This is a genomic window from Cupriavidus laharis (genome assembly GCF_914271435.1).
Classification (GTDB): Bacteria; Pseudomonadota; Gammaproteobacteria; order Burkholderiales; family Burkholderiaceae; genus Cupriavidus; species Cupriavidus laharis.
In genome coordinates, this window is sequence record NZ_CAJZAI010000004.1 from 432,991 (window position 1) to 452,303 (window position 19,313).

Genomic DNA, 19,313 nt, shown 5'->3' on the forward strand with positions numbered 1-19,313 from the left:
CAACGCCGAAGGATAAGTGACGAACCTTAATGGCAGATTAAGGAAGTTTGGGCAGAATGGCGGTTGCGCGACTTACCGCGGCTTTATTGCCCTTCATTGGCCTATATCGCTAAAAATCGGGCCTGGAAATGAGAATTCTTATTGTTGAAGACGACCCCATGCTGGGCGACGGCTTGCTGCATGGGCTGCAACTGATGGGATATGTCGTCGACTGGTTCACCACCGGCGCCGAGGCGGACCATGCGCTTGGCGTGGTGCACTACGATGCCGTGGTGCTGGACCTGGGGCTGCCGGGCGAAGACGGCATGACGTGGCTCAGGCGCTGGCGCGAGCGTCGCTGCCAGATTCCGGTGCTGGTGCTGACAGCGCGCGACGCCATCGAGAGCCGCATCAGCGGACTGGACGCCGGTGCCGACGACTACCTCGTCAAGCCGATCTCGCTCGATGAATTGGCAGCCCGGCTGCGTGCCATGACGCGCCGCGCGGCGGGCAACTCGGCACCGGTCTGGCGGCATGGGGCGCTGGAGTTCCACCCGGCGGCCAGGCAGGCCTTCTGGCACGGCAAGCCCGTGGACCTGACCAGCCGCGAGGCCATGCTGCTCGAACTGCTGCTGGCGCACCCGAACCGCCTGCTGACGCGCGATTTCCTGCGCGACAAGCTCTATGACTGGCAGGCGGGCCTGGAAAGCAACACGCTCGAGGTGCATATCCATCACCTGCGCCGCAAGATCCATCCGAAGATCGTCCGCACCTTCCGCGGGGCAGGCTACACGCTCGGTGCCGCCGAGGACTGCGCATGACGCTGCAGCGGCGCCTGATCCTGGCCGTGCTGATCGCGGCCCCGGTGGTGTGGCTGTTGACCATTGCCATGACCTACGTGCGCGCGCGGCACGAGATCAACGAGCTGTACGACACCGACATGGTCCGCATGGCGATGCAGATGCACTCGCTGGTGCCGCTGGTCGACATCACGGCGGCGCCGTCGCGGGCCCGGCTGCCGACGATTGCCGAGGGGGACCAGGGAGATGCGGGCCTTGGCGACCTGGCGATTGCCGCCTGGCTGCCGGACGGCACGCCCATGCATATCGATCCGGACGGAGACCGCCTGCCGAGGGCGCGGGGCGTCAAGGGTTTTACGGATCAGCGCATCGATGGCCACCACTGGCGGCTGTATTACCTGGACGATGACGCCACCGGGTGGCGCGTGTGCATCGGGCAGAAACTGGGTGAGCGCAATGAGCTGATCCTGTCCTATATCGCTGCGCAAGTGCTTCCATGGGCCGCCGGCCTGCCTGTGCTGATCGGGCTGCTGATCTGGTTCATGCGACGTGCGATGGCACCGGTGCGCGAACTCTCCGCAGATATCGAGCGCCGTTCCCCGCATGACCCGGAGCCACTGAGCCTGGCAGCGGTGCCCGGCGAACTGGTACCGCTGGTCAACGCCATGAACCGGTTGCTGGTCCGCGTATCAGACTCGATCGAACATGAGCGGCGCCTGACAGCGGATGCCGCGCACGAAATGCGCACGCCGCTGGCTGCGCTGAAGGCGCAGTGGGAAATCGCGCAGCGCTCGCCGGATGAAGGCGAGCGCGCCAGGGCACGCGCCAATGTGGAGTCGGGCATCGACCGCATGAGCCGGCTGGTGTCGCAACTGCTGACCATGAGCCGGCTCGAGGATGCGCCGGCACTGGCCTTGCTGGAGGATGTGAACTGGCAGCCGATCGCGCAGCGGGCACTGTCGGATTGCCTGGCGCTGGCGCAGCGCAGGAAGGTCGACGTGGAACTGATCTGGCCATCGGACGACATGATGCCCTTGCCGCTGGCCGGTGACCCGAACCTGCTCGGGCTGATGCTGCGCAACCTGCTGGACAATGCGATCCGCTACAGCCCCGCGGGCGCGATGGTCACCATGGATTTCCGTGCCGATGCCATCGTGGTCTGCGATGAAGGGCCGGGTGTGGCGCCAGAGGTGCTGGAAAGGCTTGGCGACCGCTTTTTCCGCGGTGGAGGTCAGCGCGAACAGGGGCATGGGCTTGGCATCTCGATCGCCCAGCGCGTTGCGAGGCTCCACGGGCTGGGGATTGCGTTCGCCAACCGCGCCGACGGCCGTTCGGGCCTGACGGTACGCATTTTCCGCTGCGGCGAACAGCGATGAAAAAAAGCCCCGCGCGGCAATCGCGTGGGGCATCTTTCATACAGCGCGGGCCAGTGGGATCAGCGCTTGAGCTTGGCGAACGCCGCAGCCATGGCGCCGGCCGGCTCCGCCTCGCGGCGACCGCCGCCGTTGCCAAAGCCCTTGCCGCCCTGGCGCTGGCCGCCACGGTCACCTGAAGGGCGCGACGACGGCTGTCCGGGCTCGTCATCGAGCCGCATGCTCAGGCCGATGCGGTTGCGCTTGACGTCCACTTCCATCACCTTGACCTTGACGATCTGGCCGGCCTTGACCACTTCGTGCGCGTCCTTGACGAACTTGTTCGACAGCGCGGAGATATGCACCAGGCCGTCCTGGTGAACACCGATGTCGACGAACGCACCGAACGCTGCAACGTTGGTGACCACGCCTTCCAGGATCATGCCAGGCTGCAGGTCCTTCACGTCCTCGACGCCGTCCTGGAAGGTGGCGGTCTTGAACTCTGGACGCGGGTCGCGGCCCGGCTTTTCGAGTTCGGTGAGGATGTCGCGCACGGTCGGCAGGCCAAACGAATCGTCGGTGAACTGCGTCGGCGACAGGCCGCGCAGCGCGTCGCGGTTGCCCATGACGTCCGGCAGGCCCTTCTTGATATGGTCCAGGATGCGCTTGACCACCGGATAGGCTTCCGGGTGCACCGAGGAGCGGTCCAGCGGGTTGTCGCCGTTGTTGATGCGCAGGAAGCCGGCGGCCTGCTCGAAGGTCTTGTCGCCGAGGCGCGGTACCTTCTTCAGCGCATCACGGTTGGCGAAGGCGCCGTTGGCATCGCGGTACTCGACGATATTGCGCGCCAGCACCGTGTTCAGGCCGGACACGCGCGCCAGTAGCGGCGCCGACGCGGTGTTCACGTCCACACCCACGGCGTTCACGCAGTCCTCGACCACGGCGTCGAGCGTGCGGGCCAGCTCGCGCTGGTTGACGTCGTGCTGGTACTGGCCCACGCCGATCGACTTCGGATCGATCTTCACGAGTTCGGCCAGCGGGTCCTGCAGGCGGCGCGCGATCGACACCGCGCCGCGCAGCGACACGTCCAGCTCCGGGAATTCCTTGGCCGCCAGTTCCGACGCCGAGTACACCGACGCGCCGGCTTCGCTGACGACGATCTTGGTCAGCTTCAGGTCGGGCGCCTGGCGCATCAGGTCCTGCACCAGCTTGTCGGTTTCGCGGCTCGCGGTGCCGTTGCCGATCGAGACCAGCGCGACGCCGTGCTGCTTGGCCATGCGCGCCAGCGTGGCGAGCGAACCGTTCCAGTCGCGGCGCGGCTCATGCGGGTAGATCGTCGCAGTTTCCAGCAGCTTGCCAGTGGCATCCACCACGGCCACCTTGCAGCCGGTACGGATACCCGGGTCGACGCCCATCACGGCCTTGGGGCCGGCCGGCGCGGCCAGCAGCAGTTCGTGCAGGTTGCGGCCGAAGACCTTGATGGCTTCGCCTTCCGCGGTTTCGCGCAGCTGGGTCAGCAGTTCGGTTTCGAGATGCGGTTGCACCTTCACGCGCCAGCACCAGCGGCACACATCGCCGAGCCACTTGTCGGCGGGACGGCCCTGGTTCTGGATGCCCACGTGGCGCGCGATCATGCCTTCGCACGGGTGCGGCACCAGCGCATCCTGCTCTTCGCCCAGGCCCAGCTTGACCATCAGCACGCCCGCATTGCGGCCGCGGAACAGGGCCAGCGCGCGGTGCGACGGCACGGTGCGGATGGTTTCGCTGTACTGGTAGTAGTCGCGGAACTTTTCTTCCTCGGCCGTTTCCTTGCCGTCCATCACTGTGGAGCTGACCACGCCGTTGTTCCACAGGTGCTCGCGCAGCTTGCCCAGCAGCTCGGCGGTTTCGCCAAACTGCTCGGAGAGGATGTCGCGCGCGCCGTCCAGTGCGGCCTTGACGTCCGGCACGCCGCCGTCGGCAGTCGGGTTGCCGTTGACGTACCTGGCCGCCTCGGCCTGCGGGTCCAGCGTCGGGTCGGCCAGCAGCGCCTGGGCCAGCGGCTCCAGCCCGCATTCGCGCGCGATCTGGGCGCGCGTGCGGCGCTTGGGCTTGTAGGGCAGGTAGAGGTCTTCGAGCGCCTGCTTGGTCTCGGCGGCCTCGATGGCCGTGCGCAGTTCCGGCGTGAGCTTGCCTTGCTCCTCGATCGAGGCAAGGATCGCCAGGCGACGGTCTTCCATGTCGCGGAGGTACAGCAGGCGCTCTTCCAGCGTACGCAGCTGGGTGTCGTCCAGGTTGCCGGTCACTTCCTTGCGGTAGCGCGCGATGAACGGGACGGTCGCGCCTTCATCGAGCAGCGCCACGGCAGCCGCCACCTGGCGGGGTTGAACGGTCAGTTCAGCCGCGATGAGCGACACAATCTTTTGCGAAACGGATGCGGGCAGATTGGACATCGGGAGATCGGTCTGTCGAAAGCTGTCAGTCGAAAGCGGGGCATTTTGCCACAAGCGCGGCAGCTGTCCCCATGGAAGTGGCCCTGGAGATGGGCCTGTTTCGGTGCGTGTATCTTGCGGCACGCCGCCCGGCGGCCCCGCAAGGCACAGGGCAGGCCGGGTGCTAGAATTCGGGCATGACCTTCAAGCCCCATCCGGCCGCCGCGCCTGCCATGCCGATGGCCGTGCGCGACACGGCAACGCCGGCCATGTCTCCGGCCGCACAACTGTCCCGCTCCGTCCCGCACCGTGCCGGGCGAATGATGCCGCATGCACGCCTGTTTGCTACCGCGGCATTGTGGCTGACCGTGGTCGGCGCCGGCACGCTGGGGCCGCTGTCGGACAGCGCCGCGCAGGCCTCCGCGCCGGAAGCCGCGGGCGCCGGTGCGGCCCCGCGTGATTTCGCCGCCGAACGCAAGGCGATCGGCGATTCACGCGCGTGGACCAACTACCGCTTCGCCACAGCGGAACACGCCTGTTACGACAAGTTCTTCGTTAACCACTGCATCGACAAGGCGAAGGAGATCCAGCGCCAGGAGTTGCAGGTACTGCGCCAGCGCGAGCTGGAGGTGGGAGATGCCGAGCGCGCCCAGCGCGCCGCCGACCGTGATCGCGAGCAGGCCTTGCGCAGGGCCGAATACGAGGCCAGCCAGCCGAAGCGCAGCGCGAACGAGCAGGCCAGCCGTGAAGCCTTCGAGAAGAAGCAGCAGGACCAGCAACTGCGCGACGCGCAGCGCCAGGCCGATGCGCCCAAGCGCTCGGCCAATGCGCAGGCCTACCAGCAGAAGCAGTCCGACTTCGACGCCCGCATGCGCGAGGCGCAGAGCAAGGGCGCCGAGCAGGCGCGCCAGCGCGAGGAGAATGTGAAGGCGTACGAGGCCAAGCAGCGCGAGGCCGCGCAGCGCCAGAAGGATCTGGAAGAGCGGCGCGCCAAGGCGAAGGAACAGCAGGGGCAGGCGTCGGCGCCGCGTCCCTTCGGCTTTTGAGCCGGCCAGGGCCACGCCAGCCTGATTTGGGGAGATGCGGTGGAGGTGCGGTGGAGATGCGAATGGACAGTAACCTGAACACCCTCGAACGGCAGATCATGGATCTGCAGATCGAGCACCGCGACCTGGATTTCCTGATCGACCGGCTGGCGGAGGATCCGACCCACGACGAACTGCAGCTCAGGCGGCTGAAGAAGCGCCGCCTCAAGCTGAAGGACGCCATTACCCTGCTTCAACTACAGCTCGAACCCGACGTGCCGGCCTGAGTGCAGCGGGCGCCGATACTGCCAGCGCCACATGGCGCGATACCCAAGCCTTACCAGCCTTGACCATCCTGACCGATCCGACCGACCTGCCAGAACCGGACGCAGACACCGAAAGCCCGGCCCCGGCGCAGGCGGAGCTGGTTCCCGCGTCCGCGGTGCCTGCCGACCACGCCAGCGAACTGGCCAAGATCTTTGCCGACACCGGTACCCTCGCCCAGGGCATTCCGGGTTACCGCCCGCGCGCCTCACAGCAGAAGATGGCCGAGGCCGTGGCAGGCGCGATCGAGCGCAGCGACACCGTGATCGTCGAAGCGGGGACAGGCACGGGCAAGACCTTCGCCTACCTGGTTCCCGCGATGCTGTGGGGCGGAAAGGTGGTCCTGTCCACCGGCACCAAGAACCTGCAGGACCAGCTTTTCCTGCGCGACATTCCCACCGTGCGGCGCGCGCTGAATGTGCCGATCTCGGTATCGCTGCTCAAGGGCCGTGCCAACTACGTCTGCCACTATCACCTGGAGCGCGCGGAGGCCAATGGCAGGCTCGCTTCCAAGCAGGATGCGGCGTGGCTGCGCGAGATCTCGCGCTTTGCCAAGACCACATCTTCAGGCGACAAGGCCGAACTGGCCGCGGTGCCCGAAAACGCTCCGGTATGGCAACTGGTGACCTCCACGCGGGACAACTGCCTGGGCTCGGAGTGCCCGAACTACAAGGATTGCTTCGTCATGCGGGCCCGCAAGGAAGCCCAGCAGGCCGACGTGGTGGTGGTGAACCACCATCTCTTTTTCGCCGATGTCGTATTGCGCGACACCGGCATGGCCGAGCTGCTGCCTGCGGCGAACACGATCATCTTCGACGAGGCACACCAGCTGCCCGATACGGCGACACTGTTCTTCGGCGAGACGCTGTCGACCAGCCAGTTGCTGGAGATCTGCCGCGATACGGTGGCCGAAGGGCTGTCGCATGCGCGCGACGCCGTCGACTGGGTAGGCATCGCGGCGCCGCTGGAACGCGCCACGCGTGACCTGCGCCTGGCGTTCGGCAAGGAGAATGCGCGCCTGGCGCTGGGGCAGATCGAGGCCGACCGGCGCATCGGTGAACCGTTCTTCGATACGCTCGATGCGCTGGAAGAGGCGCTGTCAACCTTCGTCGAACATCTTGAAAGCCAGGCGGAGCGGGCCGAGACGCTGCAGCAATGCCACCGGCGCGCGGTGGAACTGCAGCAGCGACTGGAAGCGTGGCGGGACGAAGGCAAGGCTTTTGAAGCGCCCGAACCGCAGGCGCCGGACGCTGGCGATGAAACGGCGCAGGAGCCAGATGCGCCGCTGCCGGCCGCACCGGCACAGTTCGGCCCTGACACGGTGCGCTGGGTGGAAGTGTTCTCGCACACCGTGCAACTGCACCGCACCCCGCTGTCGATCGCGCCGATCTTCACGCGGCAGCGCGAAGGGCACCCGCGTGCCTGGGTCTTCACGTCGGCTACGCTGTCGGTGAAGGGCAACTTCACGCACTATGCCGCGCAGCTGGGCCTCAACAAGGACAACTCGCTGACGCTGCCGAGCCCGTTCGACTACGGCAAGCAAGGCCTGCTCTATGTGCCGCGGGACATGCCGCCGCCGAACTCGCCGCAGTTCACCGATGCGGTGGTGGCGGCGGCGCTGCCGCTGATCGAGGCTGCCGGCGGGCGCACTTTCCTGCTGTGCACTACGTTGCGTGCAGTGCAGCGCGCGTCCGACCTGCTCTACGATGCCTTTGCCGAACGCGGGCTCGAACTGCCTCTGCTGGTGCAGGGACAAGCCAGCCGTACGGAACTGCTCGACCGTTTCCGCGAACTGGGCAATGCCGTGCTGGTCGGCAGCCAGAGCTTCTGGGAGGGCGTGGACGTGCGTGGCGAAGCCCTCTCGCTCGTGATCATCGACAAGCTGCCGTTTGCGCCGCCCGATGACCCGGTGCTCGCGGCGCGCATGGAAGTGCTGCAGAAGAAGGGCCTGAGCCCGTTCGCGGTACACCAGTTGCCGCATGCGGTGATCACGCTGAAGCAGGGTGCCGGTCGCCTGATCCGCTCGGAATCCGACCGGGGCGTGCTGGCCATCTGCGATACGCGGCTGGTCGAGAAGCCCTATGGCCGCCAGATCTGGCAAAGCCTGCCGCCGTTCACGCGTACGCGCGAGGCGCAGACCGTGGTGCGCTTCCTGGAATCGTTGCGGGACGGGCGGCAGCCGGGTGGCGCACAGCAGGACTGAGCCGCTGCTCTGATCCGGCCGGCCAATGACAAACGAGGCAGATCCTTGCGGATCTACCTCGTTCCGGTGCGCAGTTGCGGGGTCAGTGCCCCGCGTCGCCGCCAATCAGAACACTTCCCACCAGGCCTTGTCCTTGCGGCGTTCGCCGTACTTGATGTAGTCGCTGTTCGGGAAATTGCGCTCCATCACGCGTGCGGTATCGTCGCGCAGGTCCTTCATGCCGAGCGAGTCGTACGAACGGATCATGATGTACAGCGCTTCCTCGTTGGCGGGAGCGCCGTCGTAGTCCTTGAGTGCCTGCTGGGCGCGATTGACCGCTGCCAGGTACGCGCCGCGCTTGTAGTAGTAGCGGGCGGCATGCACCTCGTGCTGGGCCAGCGAGTTGACGATGTACTGCATGCGCGCGGCGGCGTCAGGCGTGTACTTGCTGTCCGGGTAACGCGTGACCAGCGTGTTGAAGGCGTCGTACGCCGCGCGGGCCGCCTTCGGGTCGCGCTCGCTCAGGTCCTGGCCGGAAAAGCGGCCCAGCCAGCCCAGGTTGTCGTTGAAGTTGATCAGGCCCTTGAGGTAGTAGGCGTAATCGATATTGGGATGGCTCGGGTGCAGCTGGATGAAGCGATCCACCGCGGCCAGTGCCGCTGCCGTCTCGCCGTCCTTGTAGCTGGCGTAGGCGGTGTCGATCTGGGCTTGCTGCGCGTAGCGGCCGAACGGATAGCGGCCTTCAAGCTTTTCGTACAGCTTCACGGCGCGCGTGTAGTCGCCGCCGTCGAGGGCGTCCTTGGCTTCCGAATATAATTTGTTGGCCGACCAGCCAGCGGTTTCGTCGGGCTGGTCAGCAAGCAGGCCGCATGCCGACAGCATGACGCAGCCGCCTGCGAGCAGAATCGCTCCAAATCGCGCGCGCCAATTTGCGCGCTTCATGCTCAGCAATTGCATGGGCAACGTATCCCGGATGAAGAAAAATAGCGTCAAGCATTATAGCCCAAGCCCCCAGCCAGAATCCGGCAAGGGGGGACTGCCGCCTGAACAGGTGCGCGTCCAGGCATCCCAGGCGGACAATGAGGAAATCGAAGACTTCGCGGACGAGGTGCAGGCAGCATCCGTCACGGATCTCGCAGTGCCGCTGACCCTTGAAGTCGACAGCGCCGCACATGGTGAACGGCTGGACAAGCTTCTGGCACGGCATTTCAGCGAGTTCTCGCGCAGCCGGCTGCAACAGTGGATCGAAAGCGGAGCCGTGCGCGTCGACGGCGAAGTGCGCCGGCCCCGCGATGCGGTGCAGATGGGCAACCGCATCGAGGTACAGCCGCAGGCCGCGCCGGAGTCGCAGGCGTTCGCACCCGAAGACGTGCCGCTCGACGTGGTGTACGAGGACGAAACGCTACTGGTCATCGACAAGCCCGCCGGGCTGGTCGTGCATCCGGCAGCAGGTAACTGGAGCGGTACGGTCCTCAACGGCCTGTTGCATCGTGATCCCGCTGCCGCGGCGCTGCCGCGCGCCGGCATTGTGCACCGGCTCGACAAGGAAACCTCGGGGCTGATGGTGGTGGCGCGCACGCTGACAGCGCAGACCGACCTTGTGCGCCAGCTGCAGGCACGCACCGTCAAGCGCACGTATATCGCGCTGGTGTGGGGGCGCACGTACGACGAGGGCACGATTGATGCGCCGATCGGCCGCGACCCGCGCGAGCGCACGCGCATGGCCATCGTCCATACCAGCAGCGGCAAGCCTTCGCGCACGCATTTCCGCACGCTGGCCACGGTACCGCTCGGGCGCAGCTTCGTATCGATGGTGCGATGCCAGCTCGAAACCGGGCGCACGCACCAGATCCGCGTGCATTTCGAGTCGATCGGCCATCCGCTCTTGGGCGACCCCGTCTACTACCGCGCCACGCAACGCGGGCAGCGGCCCGCCGTGCGCGTGCCGCTGCCGGTGCCGTTCGAGCGGCAGGCCCTGCATGCCTACAAGCTGGGGCTGGTGCACCCGGCCACCGGCAAGACCGTGTCGTGGACCGCGCCGCCGCCGGAGGATCTCCAGGCGCTGATCGATGCGCTTGATTTCTCCTCCGGCGAAGCTGAAGCTGAGGAAGAAGACTGGGACGAAGATTGGGAAGACGGCCCCGAAGTCATCTGGGGTGACGGGGAGGGTGGCGATGACGACGATGACGACTGACATCGCGTGGCTGCGGCCGGACTGGCCGGCACCTGCCTCGGTGCGCGCGCTGTCCACCACGCGCGCGGGTGGCGTGAGCGATGGCGTCTATGGGTTGGACGGCGGGGAGCCGGGCGGGCTCAACCTCGGCACGCATGTCGGCGATGACCCCTTGCATGTGGCCGAGAACCGCGCGCGGCTGGCCGCGCACCTGCCCGCCATGCCGTTGTGGCTGGAGCAGGTGCACGGTTGCGCCGTGGCCACGGTGGACCATCTCGCAAGCCCGGACGCGGCGCCGCCGCGCGCCGACGCGAGCGTGACCGTCGTGCCCGGGCAGGTGTGCGCGATCATGACAGCGGACTGCCTGCCGGTGCTGCTGTGCGACGTGGAAGGGACCGTGGTCGGCGCTGCGCATGCGGGATGGCGTGGCCTGTGCAACGGCGTGATCGAAGCCACGCTGGCGCGCATGCAGGCTGCACGCGGAAAGCGCTCGTCACGCTGGCTCGCCTGGCTTGGGCCCGCGATCGGACCCGATGCCTTCGAGGTCGGCGCCGAAGTTCGCGAGACCTTCCTGGCTCAGGCCCGTGCCGGCGAGCACGCGGCTGTGAAAGCGGCATTCCGGCCCGGCGCCGAAGGCAAGTACATGGCCGACCTCTACGCACTGGCTCGCACGCGCCTGGCCCGTGCTGGCTGCACCGACATCTACGGCGGCGATGCCTGCACCGTATCCGACCCGCAGCGCTTCTATTCGTATCGGCGCGACGGCGTCACCGGCCGCATGGCCAGCCTCGTCTGGCTGGCAAGCTGAGCCGGAAGCGGGCGGGTCACTGCGGCCCGCTCCCGCCGCGCCCGGCGTTTTCCTCCGCGCGAGAACGCTCGGCGCGCGCTTCCGCTGCCTTGCGGCGCTGCCGCCTGCCTGGCGTCCCCATGATGTAGAGCACCAGCGCCACCGGGCCGGCACCATACAGCAGGAACGTGGCGACACCGGCAACGACGTTGCTCTCGGTGATCGCCATCATCAGTGCCACGTAGAGCCATCCGATGGCTACGATGTACATGAAACTTTCATCCTTCGCAGATAGCCTTTCGCGCTGGTCATTGTTCGCGCGGAGCCCTACCGCGAGGTAGGTTTTCCGGGCGGGTGCGCCGATGCAGTTTTCCGCATTGACAGCGCGTACATTGCAAGGCAACAATGACCTCGAATGTTGCGGAATCTCTCGTAGATTCCTTTGTTTTTGCCGGCAAGCATACCGCATGGCGTTGCCAGCCAGATTGTGGTGCGGGCCGGGCAGGGGACGTTATCCAGATGGAAGGGATAGCTGCATGCGGCAGTCCTGGATGCCCTGGTCGGGGGGCGATGCGCCAGGTCCATCCGGATTGCGTCTCCAGATGCATAAGTGCCGGCCAGGGCAATGTCCCGGGAGCCGGTCTGACATAGTGACGGCAGAGAGACAATTACATCATGGCGACCGGCAAAGGTGCGGCAGCTTCCACATCGGAAGGCAAGTCCCAACCGTTCAAGTTCCCGCCGGGGCCATTGGATCCAGCAACGTGGCTGGAGTGGTCCCGTCAGTGGCAAGGCCCTGAGGGCAACGGCTCGGCGATTCCTCCGGGCTTCCCCGGATTCCCGGGATTCCAGGCGTTCGCGGCGAGTCCGCTGGCGGGCGTCAAGATCGACCCGGCCCAACTCACGGAAATCCAGCAGCGCTACATGCGCGACTTTGCCGAGCTGTGGCGTGGCCTGGCGGGAGGCGATACCGAGTCCGCCGGCAAGCTGCACGACCGGCGCTTCGCCAGCGAAGCGTGGCACAAGAACGCGCCGTATCGCTACACCGCTGCGTTCTACCTGCTCAATGCGCGCGCGCTGACGGAGCTGGCGGAGGCAGTCGAGGCAGATCCCAAGACTCGCCAGCGTATCCGCTTTGCCGTATCGCAATGGGTTGATGCGATGTCGCCCGCAAATTTCCTGGCCACCAATCCCGACGCCCAGCACCGCCTGATCGAGTCGGGCGGCGAATCGCTGCGCGCCGGTGTCCGCAACATGCTGGAAGACCTGGGCCGCGGAAAGATTTCGCAGACGGACGAGACAGCGTTCGAAGTTGGCCGCAACGTGGCGGTTACTGAAGGTGCGGTCGTTTATGAAAACGAATTCTTCCAGCTCCTGCAGTACAAGCCGTTGACCGACAAGGTCTATGCGCGCCCGCTGCTGCTGGTGCCGCCGTGCATCAACAAGTTCTACATTCTCGACCTGCAGCCGGAAAGCTCGCTGGTGCGGCATGCGGTGGAGCAGGGCCATACGGTGTTCCTGGTGTCGTGGCGCAATCCCGATGCCACCATGGCAGAGCGCACGTGGGACGACTACATCGAGCACGCGGCCATCCGTGCTATCGAAGTGGCACGCGACATCAGCGGCCAGGACAAGATCAATGTGCTCGGCTTCTGCGTGGGCGGTACCATCCTGTCGACCGCGCTGTCCGTGCTGGCATCGCGCGGCGAGCACCCCGCAGCCAGCCTGACGCTGCTGACCACGCTGCTGGACTTTGCCGATACCGGCATCCTTGACGTCTTCGTCGACGAAGCCCACGTCCAGTTGCGCGAAGCCACGCTAGGCGGCGCGGCCGGCGCGCCCTGCGGCCTGCTGCGTGGCGTGGAACTGGCCAATACGTTCTCGTTCCTGCGTCCGAACGACCTGGTCTGGAACTACGTGGTCGACAACTACCTGAAGGGCAATACGCCGGTGCCGTTCGACCTGCTGTTCTGGAACGGCGATGCGACCAATCTGCCGGGGCCGTGGTATTGCTGGTACTTGCGCCACACCTACCTGCAGGACGAGCTGAAGGTGCCCGGCAAGCTGGCCGTGTGCGACGCGCCGGTCGACCTGGGCGCCATCGACGTGCCGACCTATATCTACGGCTCGCGCGAAGACCACATCGTGCCGTGGACGGCAGCGTATGCATCGACCGCCTTGCTCAAGAACAAGCTGCGGTTCGTGCTCGGGGCTTCCGGGCACATCGCCGGCGTCATCAACCCGCCGGCCAAGAACAAGCGCAGCCACTGGACCAATGATGCACTGCCCGCTTCGGCCCACGACTGGCTCGCCGGCGCCGAGGAGCACCACGGCAGCTGGTGGCCGGACTGGATGACGTGGCTCGGCAAGCAGGCCGGTGCCAAGCGTGCCGCGCCGACCAGCTATGGCAATGCCCGCTACGCCGCCATCGAACCCGCGCCCGGCCGTTACGTCAAAGCCAAGGCATGACTCTTGCGGGCGGTCCCGGCGTTACGGGACCTGCCCGCTGACCACCCCAGATACCCATTGAGAGGACTGCAAATGACCGATATCGTCATCGTTTCCGCCGCCCGTACCGCCGTAGGCAAGTTTGGCGGCTCGCTTGCGAAGATTCCGGCCCCGGAACTGGGCGCCATCGCCATCAAGGCCGCGCTGGAACGCGCAGGCGTGAAGCCGGACCAGGTCAGCGAAGTGATCATGGGCCAGGTGCTGGCGGCCGGTTCGGGCCAGAACCCGGCACGCCAGGCATCCATCAAGGCGGGCCTGCCCGCGTCGGTGCCGGCAATGACCATCAACAAGGTGTGCGGCTCCGGCCTGAAGGCCGTGATGCTGGCGGCCAATGCCATCGCCGCCGGCGATGCCGAGATCGTGGTTGCTGGTGGACAGGAGAACATGAGCGCCGCGCCGCACGTGCTGCCGGGCTCGCGCGATGGCTTCCGTATGGGGGACACCAAGCTGGTCGACACCATGATCGTGGATGGCCTGTGGGACGTGTACAACCAGTACCACATGGGTATCACCGCCGAGAATGTGGCCAAGGAATACGGCATCACCCGCGAAGCGCAGGACGAGTTCGCCGTGGCTTCGCAGAACAAGGCCGAGGCTGCGCAGAAGGCCGGCAAGTTCAATGACGAGATCGTCCCGGTGATGATTCCGCAGCGCAAGGGCGACCCGCTGGCCTTCGACAAGGACGAGTACGTCCGCCAGGGTGCCACGCTGGACAGCATGGCCGGCCTGAAGCCTGCCTTTGACAAGGCCGGCACGGTGACCGCCGCCAATGCGTCGGGCCTTAACGACGGTGCTGCCGCCGTGGTGGTGATGTCAGCCGCCAAGGCGAAGGAACTGGGCCTGACGCCGCTGGCGACGATCAAGGCCTACGCCAATGCCGGCGTGGACCCGAAGGTCATGGGCATGGGCCCGGTGCCGGCGTCCAAGCGTTGCCTGTCGCGCGCGGGTTGGGGCGTGGGCGACCTGGACCTGATGGAAATCAACGAAGCCTTCGCCGCGCAGGCGCTGGCCGTGCACCAGCAAATGGGCTGGGATACGTCCAAGGTCAACGTGAACGGTGGTGCCATCGCCATTGGCCACCCGATCGGGGCATCGGGCTGCCGTATCCTGGTGACGCTGCTGCATGAGATGAAGCGCCGCGACGCGAAGAAGGGTCTGGCCTCGCTGTGCATCGGCGGCGGCATGGGCGTGGCGCTGGCGGTCGAACGCAATTAATGGGTGTACCTGGGCGCGCAGCGGTTCGCGCGGCCCAGGCAAAGATAACGAAGAGCCAATCAAGGAGTGGACATGACTCAGCGCATTGCATATGTGACCGGCGGTATGGGCGGCATCGGGACCGCGATCTGCCAACGTCTCGCCAAGGATGGCTTCCGCGTGGTGGCCGGCTGCGGCCCCAATTCGCCGCGTCGCGAGCGGTGGATCGAGCAGCAGAAGGCGCTCGGCTTCGACTTCGTTGCCTCCGAGGGCAACGTGGCTGACTGGGATTCGACCAAGGCTGCGTTCGACAAGGTCAAGGCTGAAGTCGGCGAGGTGGATGTGCTGATCAACAATGCTGGCATCACGCGCGACGTGGTGTTCCGCAAGATGACCCGCGCCGACTGGGATGCGGTGATCGACACCAACCTGACCTCGCTGTTCAACGTGACCAAGCAGGTCATCGATGGCATGGTCGATCGCGGCTGGGGCCGCATCGTGAACATCTCGTCGGTGAACGGGCAGAAGGGCCAGTTCGGCCAGACCAACTACTCGACCGCCAAGGCCGGCCTGCATGGTTTCACCATGGCGCTGGCGCAGGAAGTGGCGACCAAGGGCGTGACGGTGAACACCGTTTCGCCGGGCTATATCGCCACGGACATGGTCAAGGCCATCCGCCAGGACGTGCTGGACAAGATCGTCGGCACCATCCCGGTCAAGCGTCTGGGCGAGCCGTCGGAAATCGCGTCTATCTGCGCGTGGCTGTCTTCGGAAGAGTCGGGCTTCTCTACTGGTGCCGACTTCTCGCTGAACGGCGGTCTGCACATGGGCTGATCGGGCCCTGCTTGCTGCTCGGGCGCACTGTTTTTGCGGTGCAGCCAGCGCGGCGCACAAGCTGATGCCGAGAACGATCTGCGGGCCCTTCGGGGCCCGCAGATCGTTTGTGCGTGCGGGTTTTCCTTAAGCCGCCCGGCTTTTCTTAGTGCTTTGTTGGGCATAGAATCAGGTCAGCGGCACGGTCGGCACCATTGTCGTGCAACGTGCGGCCTTCGCGGGGGCGAAGGCGACAAGGCACTGGCGGCAATGCCCGCGAGTGCGCACATAGTATCTTTTCACGACCTTTCAGATGGCCCGGCAGTACCGGTTTGCGCACTGCACCGCATGCGGTGCAGCAGCGCCCATCAGCGACGACAAGAGGACAGAGTACCGATGGCCACGAGCAAAAAAGGCGCAGAGCGACTGATCAAGAAATACCCCAATCGCAGGCTCTACGATACCCAGACCAGCACCTACATCACGCTGGCCGACGTGAAGCAACTGGTCATGGATTCCGAAGACTTTAAGGTCGTCGACGCCAAGTCCGGTGACGAGCTGACGCGCAGCATCCTGCTGCAGATCATCCTGGAAGAAGAGACCGGCGGCGTGCCGATGTTCTCCAGCGCCATGCTGTCGCAGATCATCCGTTTCTACGGTCATGCCATGCAGGGCATGATGGGCACCTACCTGGAAAAGAACATCCAGGCCTTCATCGACATCCAGAACAAGCTGGCCGAGAACTCCAAGGGCCTGTACTCCGGCGAAGCCTTCAGCCCTGACATGTGGTCCCAGTTCATGAACATGCAGGGGCCGATGATGCAGGGCATGATGAGCAACTACATCGAACAGAGCAAGAACCTGTTCGTGCAGATGCAGGAGCAGATGCAGAACCAGGCCAAGAATATGTTCGGGACGTTCCCGTTCAATCAGCCGGACAAGAAGTAGGGCGCCAGGCTCTTACAACGGCGGGCCTGCGCTAGCCCGCTGCTCAGGGTAAAATCGCGGTCGTTTATGGCGGCGGGCCAATCATGGCTCGGTCGCCTTTATTCATTGTGGCGTGCCGGCTTGCGGACTCGCCCAGATACCGCGTGTCCCCCATGTCGTCTGAATCCAATTTGTCTACGTCTGCACCGAAAGTCGGTTTTGTATCACTTGGCTGTCCCAAGGCTCTTGTCGACTCCGAACAGATCATCACCCAGCTGCGCGCCGAGGGCTATGCCATCAGCGGCACTTATGACGGTGCCGACCTGGTCGTGGTCAATACCTGCGGCTTTATCGACGAGGCCGTCCAGGAAAGCCTGGATGCCATCGGCGAGGCGCTGACCGAGAATGGCAAGGTCATCGTGACCGGTTGCCTGGGGGCCAAGAAGGATGCGGCGGGGCACGACATCGTATCGTCGGTGCACCCGAAGGTCCTGGCCGTGACCGGCCCGCATGCGCTGGGAGAGGTCATGCAGGCGGTGCACACGCACCTGCCCAAGCCGCATGACCCCTTCACCGACCTGGTGCCGGCGGCTGGCATCAAGCTCACGCCCAAGCATTACGCCTACCTGAAGATCTCCGAGGGCTGCAACCATCGCTGCTCGTTCTGCATCATCCCGTCGATGCGTGGCGACCTCGTGTCGCGCCCCGTGGCCGAGGTCATGCTGGAAGCCGAGAACCTGTTTAAAGCTGGCGTCAAGGAGCTGCTGGTGATCTCGCAGGACACCAGCGCCTACGGCGTGGATGTGAAGTACCGTACCGGCTTCTGGAACGGCCGTCCGCTCAAGACCCGCATGACCGAACTCGTGGCGGCGCTGGGCGAACTGGCGGCCCAATACGGTGCCTGGGTGCGCCTGCACTATGTGTACCCATACCCGCACGTCGACGAGATCATTCCGCTGATGAACGGCGGCCATGTGCTGCCGTATCTGGACGTGCCGCTGCAGCACGCTCACCCGGACGTGCTCAAGCGCATGAAGCGCCCGGCCAATGCCGAGAAGACCCTGGACCGCATTCGCGCCTGGCGCGAGGTATGCCCGGACCTGACGATCCGCAGCACGTTTATCGCCGGCTTCCCGGGCGAGACCGAGGCCGAGTTCCAGACCCTGCTGGATTTCATCGCCGAGGCCGAACTGGACCGCGTGGGCTGCTTTGCCTATTCGCCGGTGGAAGGCGCCACTGCCAACGACCTGCCGGGCGCGCTGCCGGACGAAGTGCGCGAGGAACGCCGTGCGCGCTTCATGGAAGTGGCCGAGGCAGTCTCCGCGCGCCGCCTGCAGCGCAAGGTCGGTCAGACGCTGCGCGTGCTGGTGGACGAGGTGAACCAGGACGGCGGCATCGGCCGCTCGTCGGCCGACGCGCCGGAAATCGACGGCCTGGTCTATATCGCGCAGCCGGCCAAGCCATCGCAGCGATATCGCGCCGGCGATTTCGTCCAGGTGAAGATCACTGGCGCGGACGGCCATGACCTGTGGGGTGAAATATGACGCAGCCTGCGTTGGCTGCCCTTAGGTAAAAGTACGATCGTTCGATTCCGTCGCGATGCACGCTATACTGTGCACCGCAACATAACCTCATGGAGACGAGACATGACGCGTGAAGTCGTAGTGGTGAGTGGCGTACGTACCGCAATCGGGACCTTCGGCGGCAGCCTGAAGGATATGGCACCTGTCGATATGGGCGCGCTCGTGGTGCGAGAGGCACTGGCGCGTGCCCAGGTATCCGGCGATGATGTCGGCCATGTCGTATTCGGCAATGTGATCCAGACCGAGCCGCGCGACATGTACTTGGGCCGTGTGGCAGCCGTCAACGGCGGAGTCTCGATTAACGCCCCCGCGCTGACCGTGAACCGCCTGTGCGGCTCGGGCCTGCAGGCCATCATCAGCGCATCGCAGAGCATCCTGCTTGGTGATACCGATATCGCGATCGGCGGCGGAGCCGAGAGCATGAGCCGTGCGCCATACCTGGCGCCGGCGGCACGCTGGGGCGCCCGCATGGGTGATGCCAGTATGGTCGACATGATGCTGGGCGCGCTGCACGACCCGTTCCATCGCATCCACATGGGCGTCACGGCCGAAAACGTGGCCAAGGAATACGACATCAGCCGCACCCAGCAGGACGAGGCCGCCCTGGAGTCGCACCGCCGCGCTTCGGCAGCCATCAAGGCCGGCTACTTCAAAGACCAGATCGTTCCGGTGACGCTCAAGAGCCGTAAGGGCGAAGTGAGCTTCGATACCGACGAGCACGTGCGCCACGACGCCACCATTGACGACATGACCAAGCTCAAGCCGGTCTTCGCCAAGGAGAACGGCACCGTGACCGCGGGCAATGCGTCGGGCCTGAACGATGCCGCCGCCGCGGTCGTCCTGATGGAGCGCGCCGAAGCCGAGCGCCGCGGTCTGAAGCCGCTGGCACGCCTGGTGTCATACGGCCACGCGGGCGTAGACCCGAAGACCATGGGCATTGGCCCGGTTCCGGCCACGAAGATTGCGCTGGAGCGCGCCGGCCTGTCGGTGTCCGATCTGGACGTGATCGAAGCCAATGAAGCGTTTGCCGCACAGGCCTGCGCAGTAACCAAGGCGCTGGGTCTTGACCCGGCCAAGGTCAACCCGAACGGCTCCGGCATTTCGCTGGGCCACCCGATCGGGGCTACTGGCGCGCTGATTACGGTCAAGGCCGTCTACGAGCTGCAACGCGTGCAGGGCCGCTATGCGCTGGTGACGATGTGCATCGGCGGCGGCCAGGGCATTGCTGCCATCTTCGAGCGCATCTGAGTTTGCC

16 protein-coding genes are annotated in these 19,313 nt (G+C 65.6%); 13 read left to right on the forward strand and 3 right to left on the reverse strand.

Annotation, left to right across the window (positions count from 1 at the left end):
• Nucleotides 1-128: 128 nt before the first annotated feature.
• Nucleotides 129-800, forward strand: a complete 672-nt coding sequence (locus LDO29_RS11790; protein ID WP_224079961.1) for a response regulator — start codon at nucleotides 129-131, stop codon at nucleotides 798-800.
• Nucleotides 797-2,155, forward strand: a complete 1,359-nt coding sequence (locus tag LDO29_RS11795; RefSeq protein ID WP_224079962.1) for an ATP-binding protein — start codon at nucleotides 797-799, stop codon at nucleotides 2,153-2,155. The genes LDO29_RS11790 and LDO29_RS11795 overlap by 4 nt, the downstream gene beginning before the upstream one ends.
• A gap of 59 nt (nucleotides 2,156-2,214) precedes the next feature.
• Here the strand turns inward: LDO29_RS11795 and LDO29_RS11800 are convergent, their stop codons facing one another.
• Nucleotides 2,215-4,563, reverse strand: a complete 2,349-nt coding sequence (locus LDO29_RS11800; protein WP_224079963.1) for a Tex family protein — start codon at nucleotides 4,561-4,563, stop codon at nucleotides 2,215-2,217.
• Between the two features lie 176 nt (nucleotides 4,564-4,739).
• Here LDO29_RS11800 and LDO29_RS11805 point away from each other — a divergent pair, with 176 nt between their 5' ends.
• The 3 genes from LDO29_RS11805 (at nucleotide 4,740) to LDO29_RS11815 (ending at nucleotide 8,094) form a co-directional block, all read left to right on the forward strand.
• Nucleotides 4,740-5,588, forward strand: a complete 849-nt coding sequence (locus LDO29_RS11805) for a hypothetical protein (protein WP_224079964.1) — start codon at nucleotides 4,740-4,742, stop codon at nucleotides 5,586-5,588.
• Between the two features lie 62 nt (nucleotides 5,589-5,650).
• Entirely contained in the window at nucleotides 5,651-5,854 is a 204-nt protein-coding gene (locus LDO29_RS11810; protein WP_224079965.1) for a DUF465 domain-containing protein, read from the forward strand.
• A 68-nt stretch (nucleotides 5,855-5,922) separates the two neighbouring features.
• A complete protein-coding gene (locus LDO29_RS11815; protein WP_224080048.1) occupies nucleotides 5,923-8,094 on the forward strand; it encodes an ATP-dependent DNA helicase in 2,172 nt (723 codons plus the stop codon).
• Between the two features lie 105 nt (nucleotides 8,095-8,199).
• Here the strand turns inward: LDO29_RS11815 and LDO29_RS11820 are convergent, their stop codons facing one another.
• A complete protein-coding gene (locus LDO29_RS11820) occupies nucleotides 8,200-9,030 on the reverse strand; it encodes an outer membrane protein assembly factor BamD (protein ID WP_224079966.1) in 831 nt (276 codons plus the stop codon).
• Between the two features lie 16 nt (nucleotides 9,031-9,046).
• Here LDO29_RS11820 and LDO29_RS11825 point away from each other — a divergent pair, with 16 nt between their 5' ends.
• Nucleotides 9,047-10,267 carry an RluA family pseudouridine synthase gene (locus LDO29_RS11825; protein ID WP_224079967.1) on the forward strand — a complete coding sequence of 407 codons (1,221 nt, stop codon included), beginning with the start codon at nucleotides 9,047-9,049 and terminating at the stop codon, nucleotides 10,265-10,267.
• Entirely contained in the window at nucleotides 10,257-11,054 is a 798-nt protein-coding gene (pgeF, locus tag LDO29_RS11830) for a peptidoglycan editing factor PgeF (RefSeq protein ID WP_224079968.1), read from the forward strand. Before LDO29_RS11825 ends, pgeF begins: the two co-directional genes overlap by 11 nt.
• A gap of 16 nt (nucleotides 11,055-11,070) precedes the next feature.
• Here pgeF and LDO29_RS11835 read toward each other — a convergent pair whose 3' ends face one another.
• Nucleotides 11,071-11,304, reverse strand: a complete 234-nt coding sequence (locus LDO29_RS11835) for a hypothetical protein (protein WP_224079969.1) — start codon at nucleotides 11,302-11,304, stop codon at nucleotides 11,071-11,073.
• A gap of 404 nt (nucleotides 11,305-11,708) precedes the next feature.
• Here LDO29_RS11835 and phaC point away from each other — a divergent pair, with 404 nt between their 5' ends.
• The 6 genes from phaC to bktB all read left to right on the forward strand — a co-directional run bounded on the left by phaC (nucleotide 11,709) and on the right by bktB (nucleotide 19,306).
• Complete coding sequence (gene phaC / locus LDO29_RS11840) at nucleotides 11,709-13,502, forward strand: class I poly(R)-hydroxyalkanoic acid synthase (protein ID WP_224079970.1); 1,794 nt, start codon at nucleotides 11,709-11,711, stop codon at nucleotides 13,500-13,502.
• Between the two features lie 72 nt (nucleotides 13,503-13,574).
• A complete protein-coding gene (locus tag LDO29_RS11845; protein ID WP_224079971.1) occupies nucleotides 13,575-14,756 on the forward strand; it encodes an acetyl-CoA C-acetyltransferase in 1,182 nt (393 codons plus the stop codon).
• Between the two features lie 72 nt (nucleotides 14,757-14,828).
• The gene (locus LDO29_RS11850) at nucleotides 14,829-15,569 is read left to right on the forward strand and encodes a 3-ketoacyl-ACP reductase (RefSeq protein ID WP_224079972.1); all 741 of its coding nucleotides are present in this window, start codon (nucleotides 14,829-14,831) and stop codon (nucleotides 15,567-15,569) included.
• A gap of 375 nt (nucleotides 15,570-15,944) precedes the next feature.
• Nucleotides 15,945-16,496, forward strand: a complete 552-nt coding sequence (gene phaR, locus LDO29_RS11855; protein ID WP_224079973.1) for a polyhydroxyalkanoate synthesis repressor PhaR — start codon at nucleotides 15,945-15,947, stop codon at nucleotides 16,494-16,496.
• Between the two features lie 152 nt (nucleotides 16,497-16,648).
• Nucleotides 16,649-18,019, forward strand: coding sequence for a 30S ribosomal protein S12 methylthiotransferase RimO (gene rimO, locus LDO29_RS11860; RefSeq protein ID WP_224079974.1), 1,371 nt, complete (start codon nucleotides 16,649-16,651; stop codon nucleotides 18,017-18,019).
• A gap of 102 nt (nucleotides 18,020-18,121) precedes the next feature.
• Complete coding sequence (gene bktB, locus LDO29_RS11865) at nucleotides 18,122-19,306, forward strand: beta-ketothiolase BktB (RefSeq protein ID WP_224079975.1); 1,185 nt, start codon at nucleotides 18,122-18,124, stop codon at nucleotides 19,304-19,306.
• The last annotated feature ends 7 nt before the right edge of the window (nucleotides 19,307-19,313 follow it).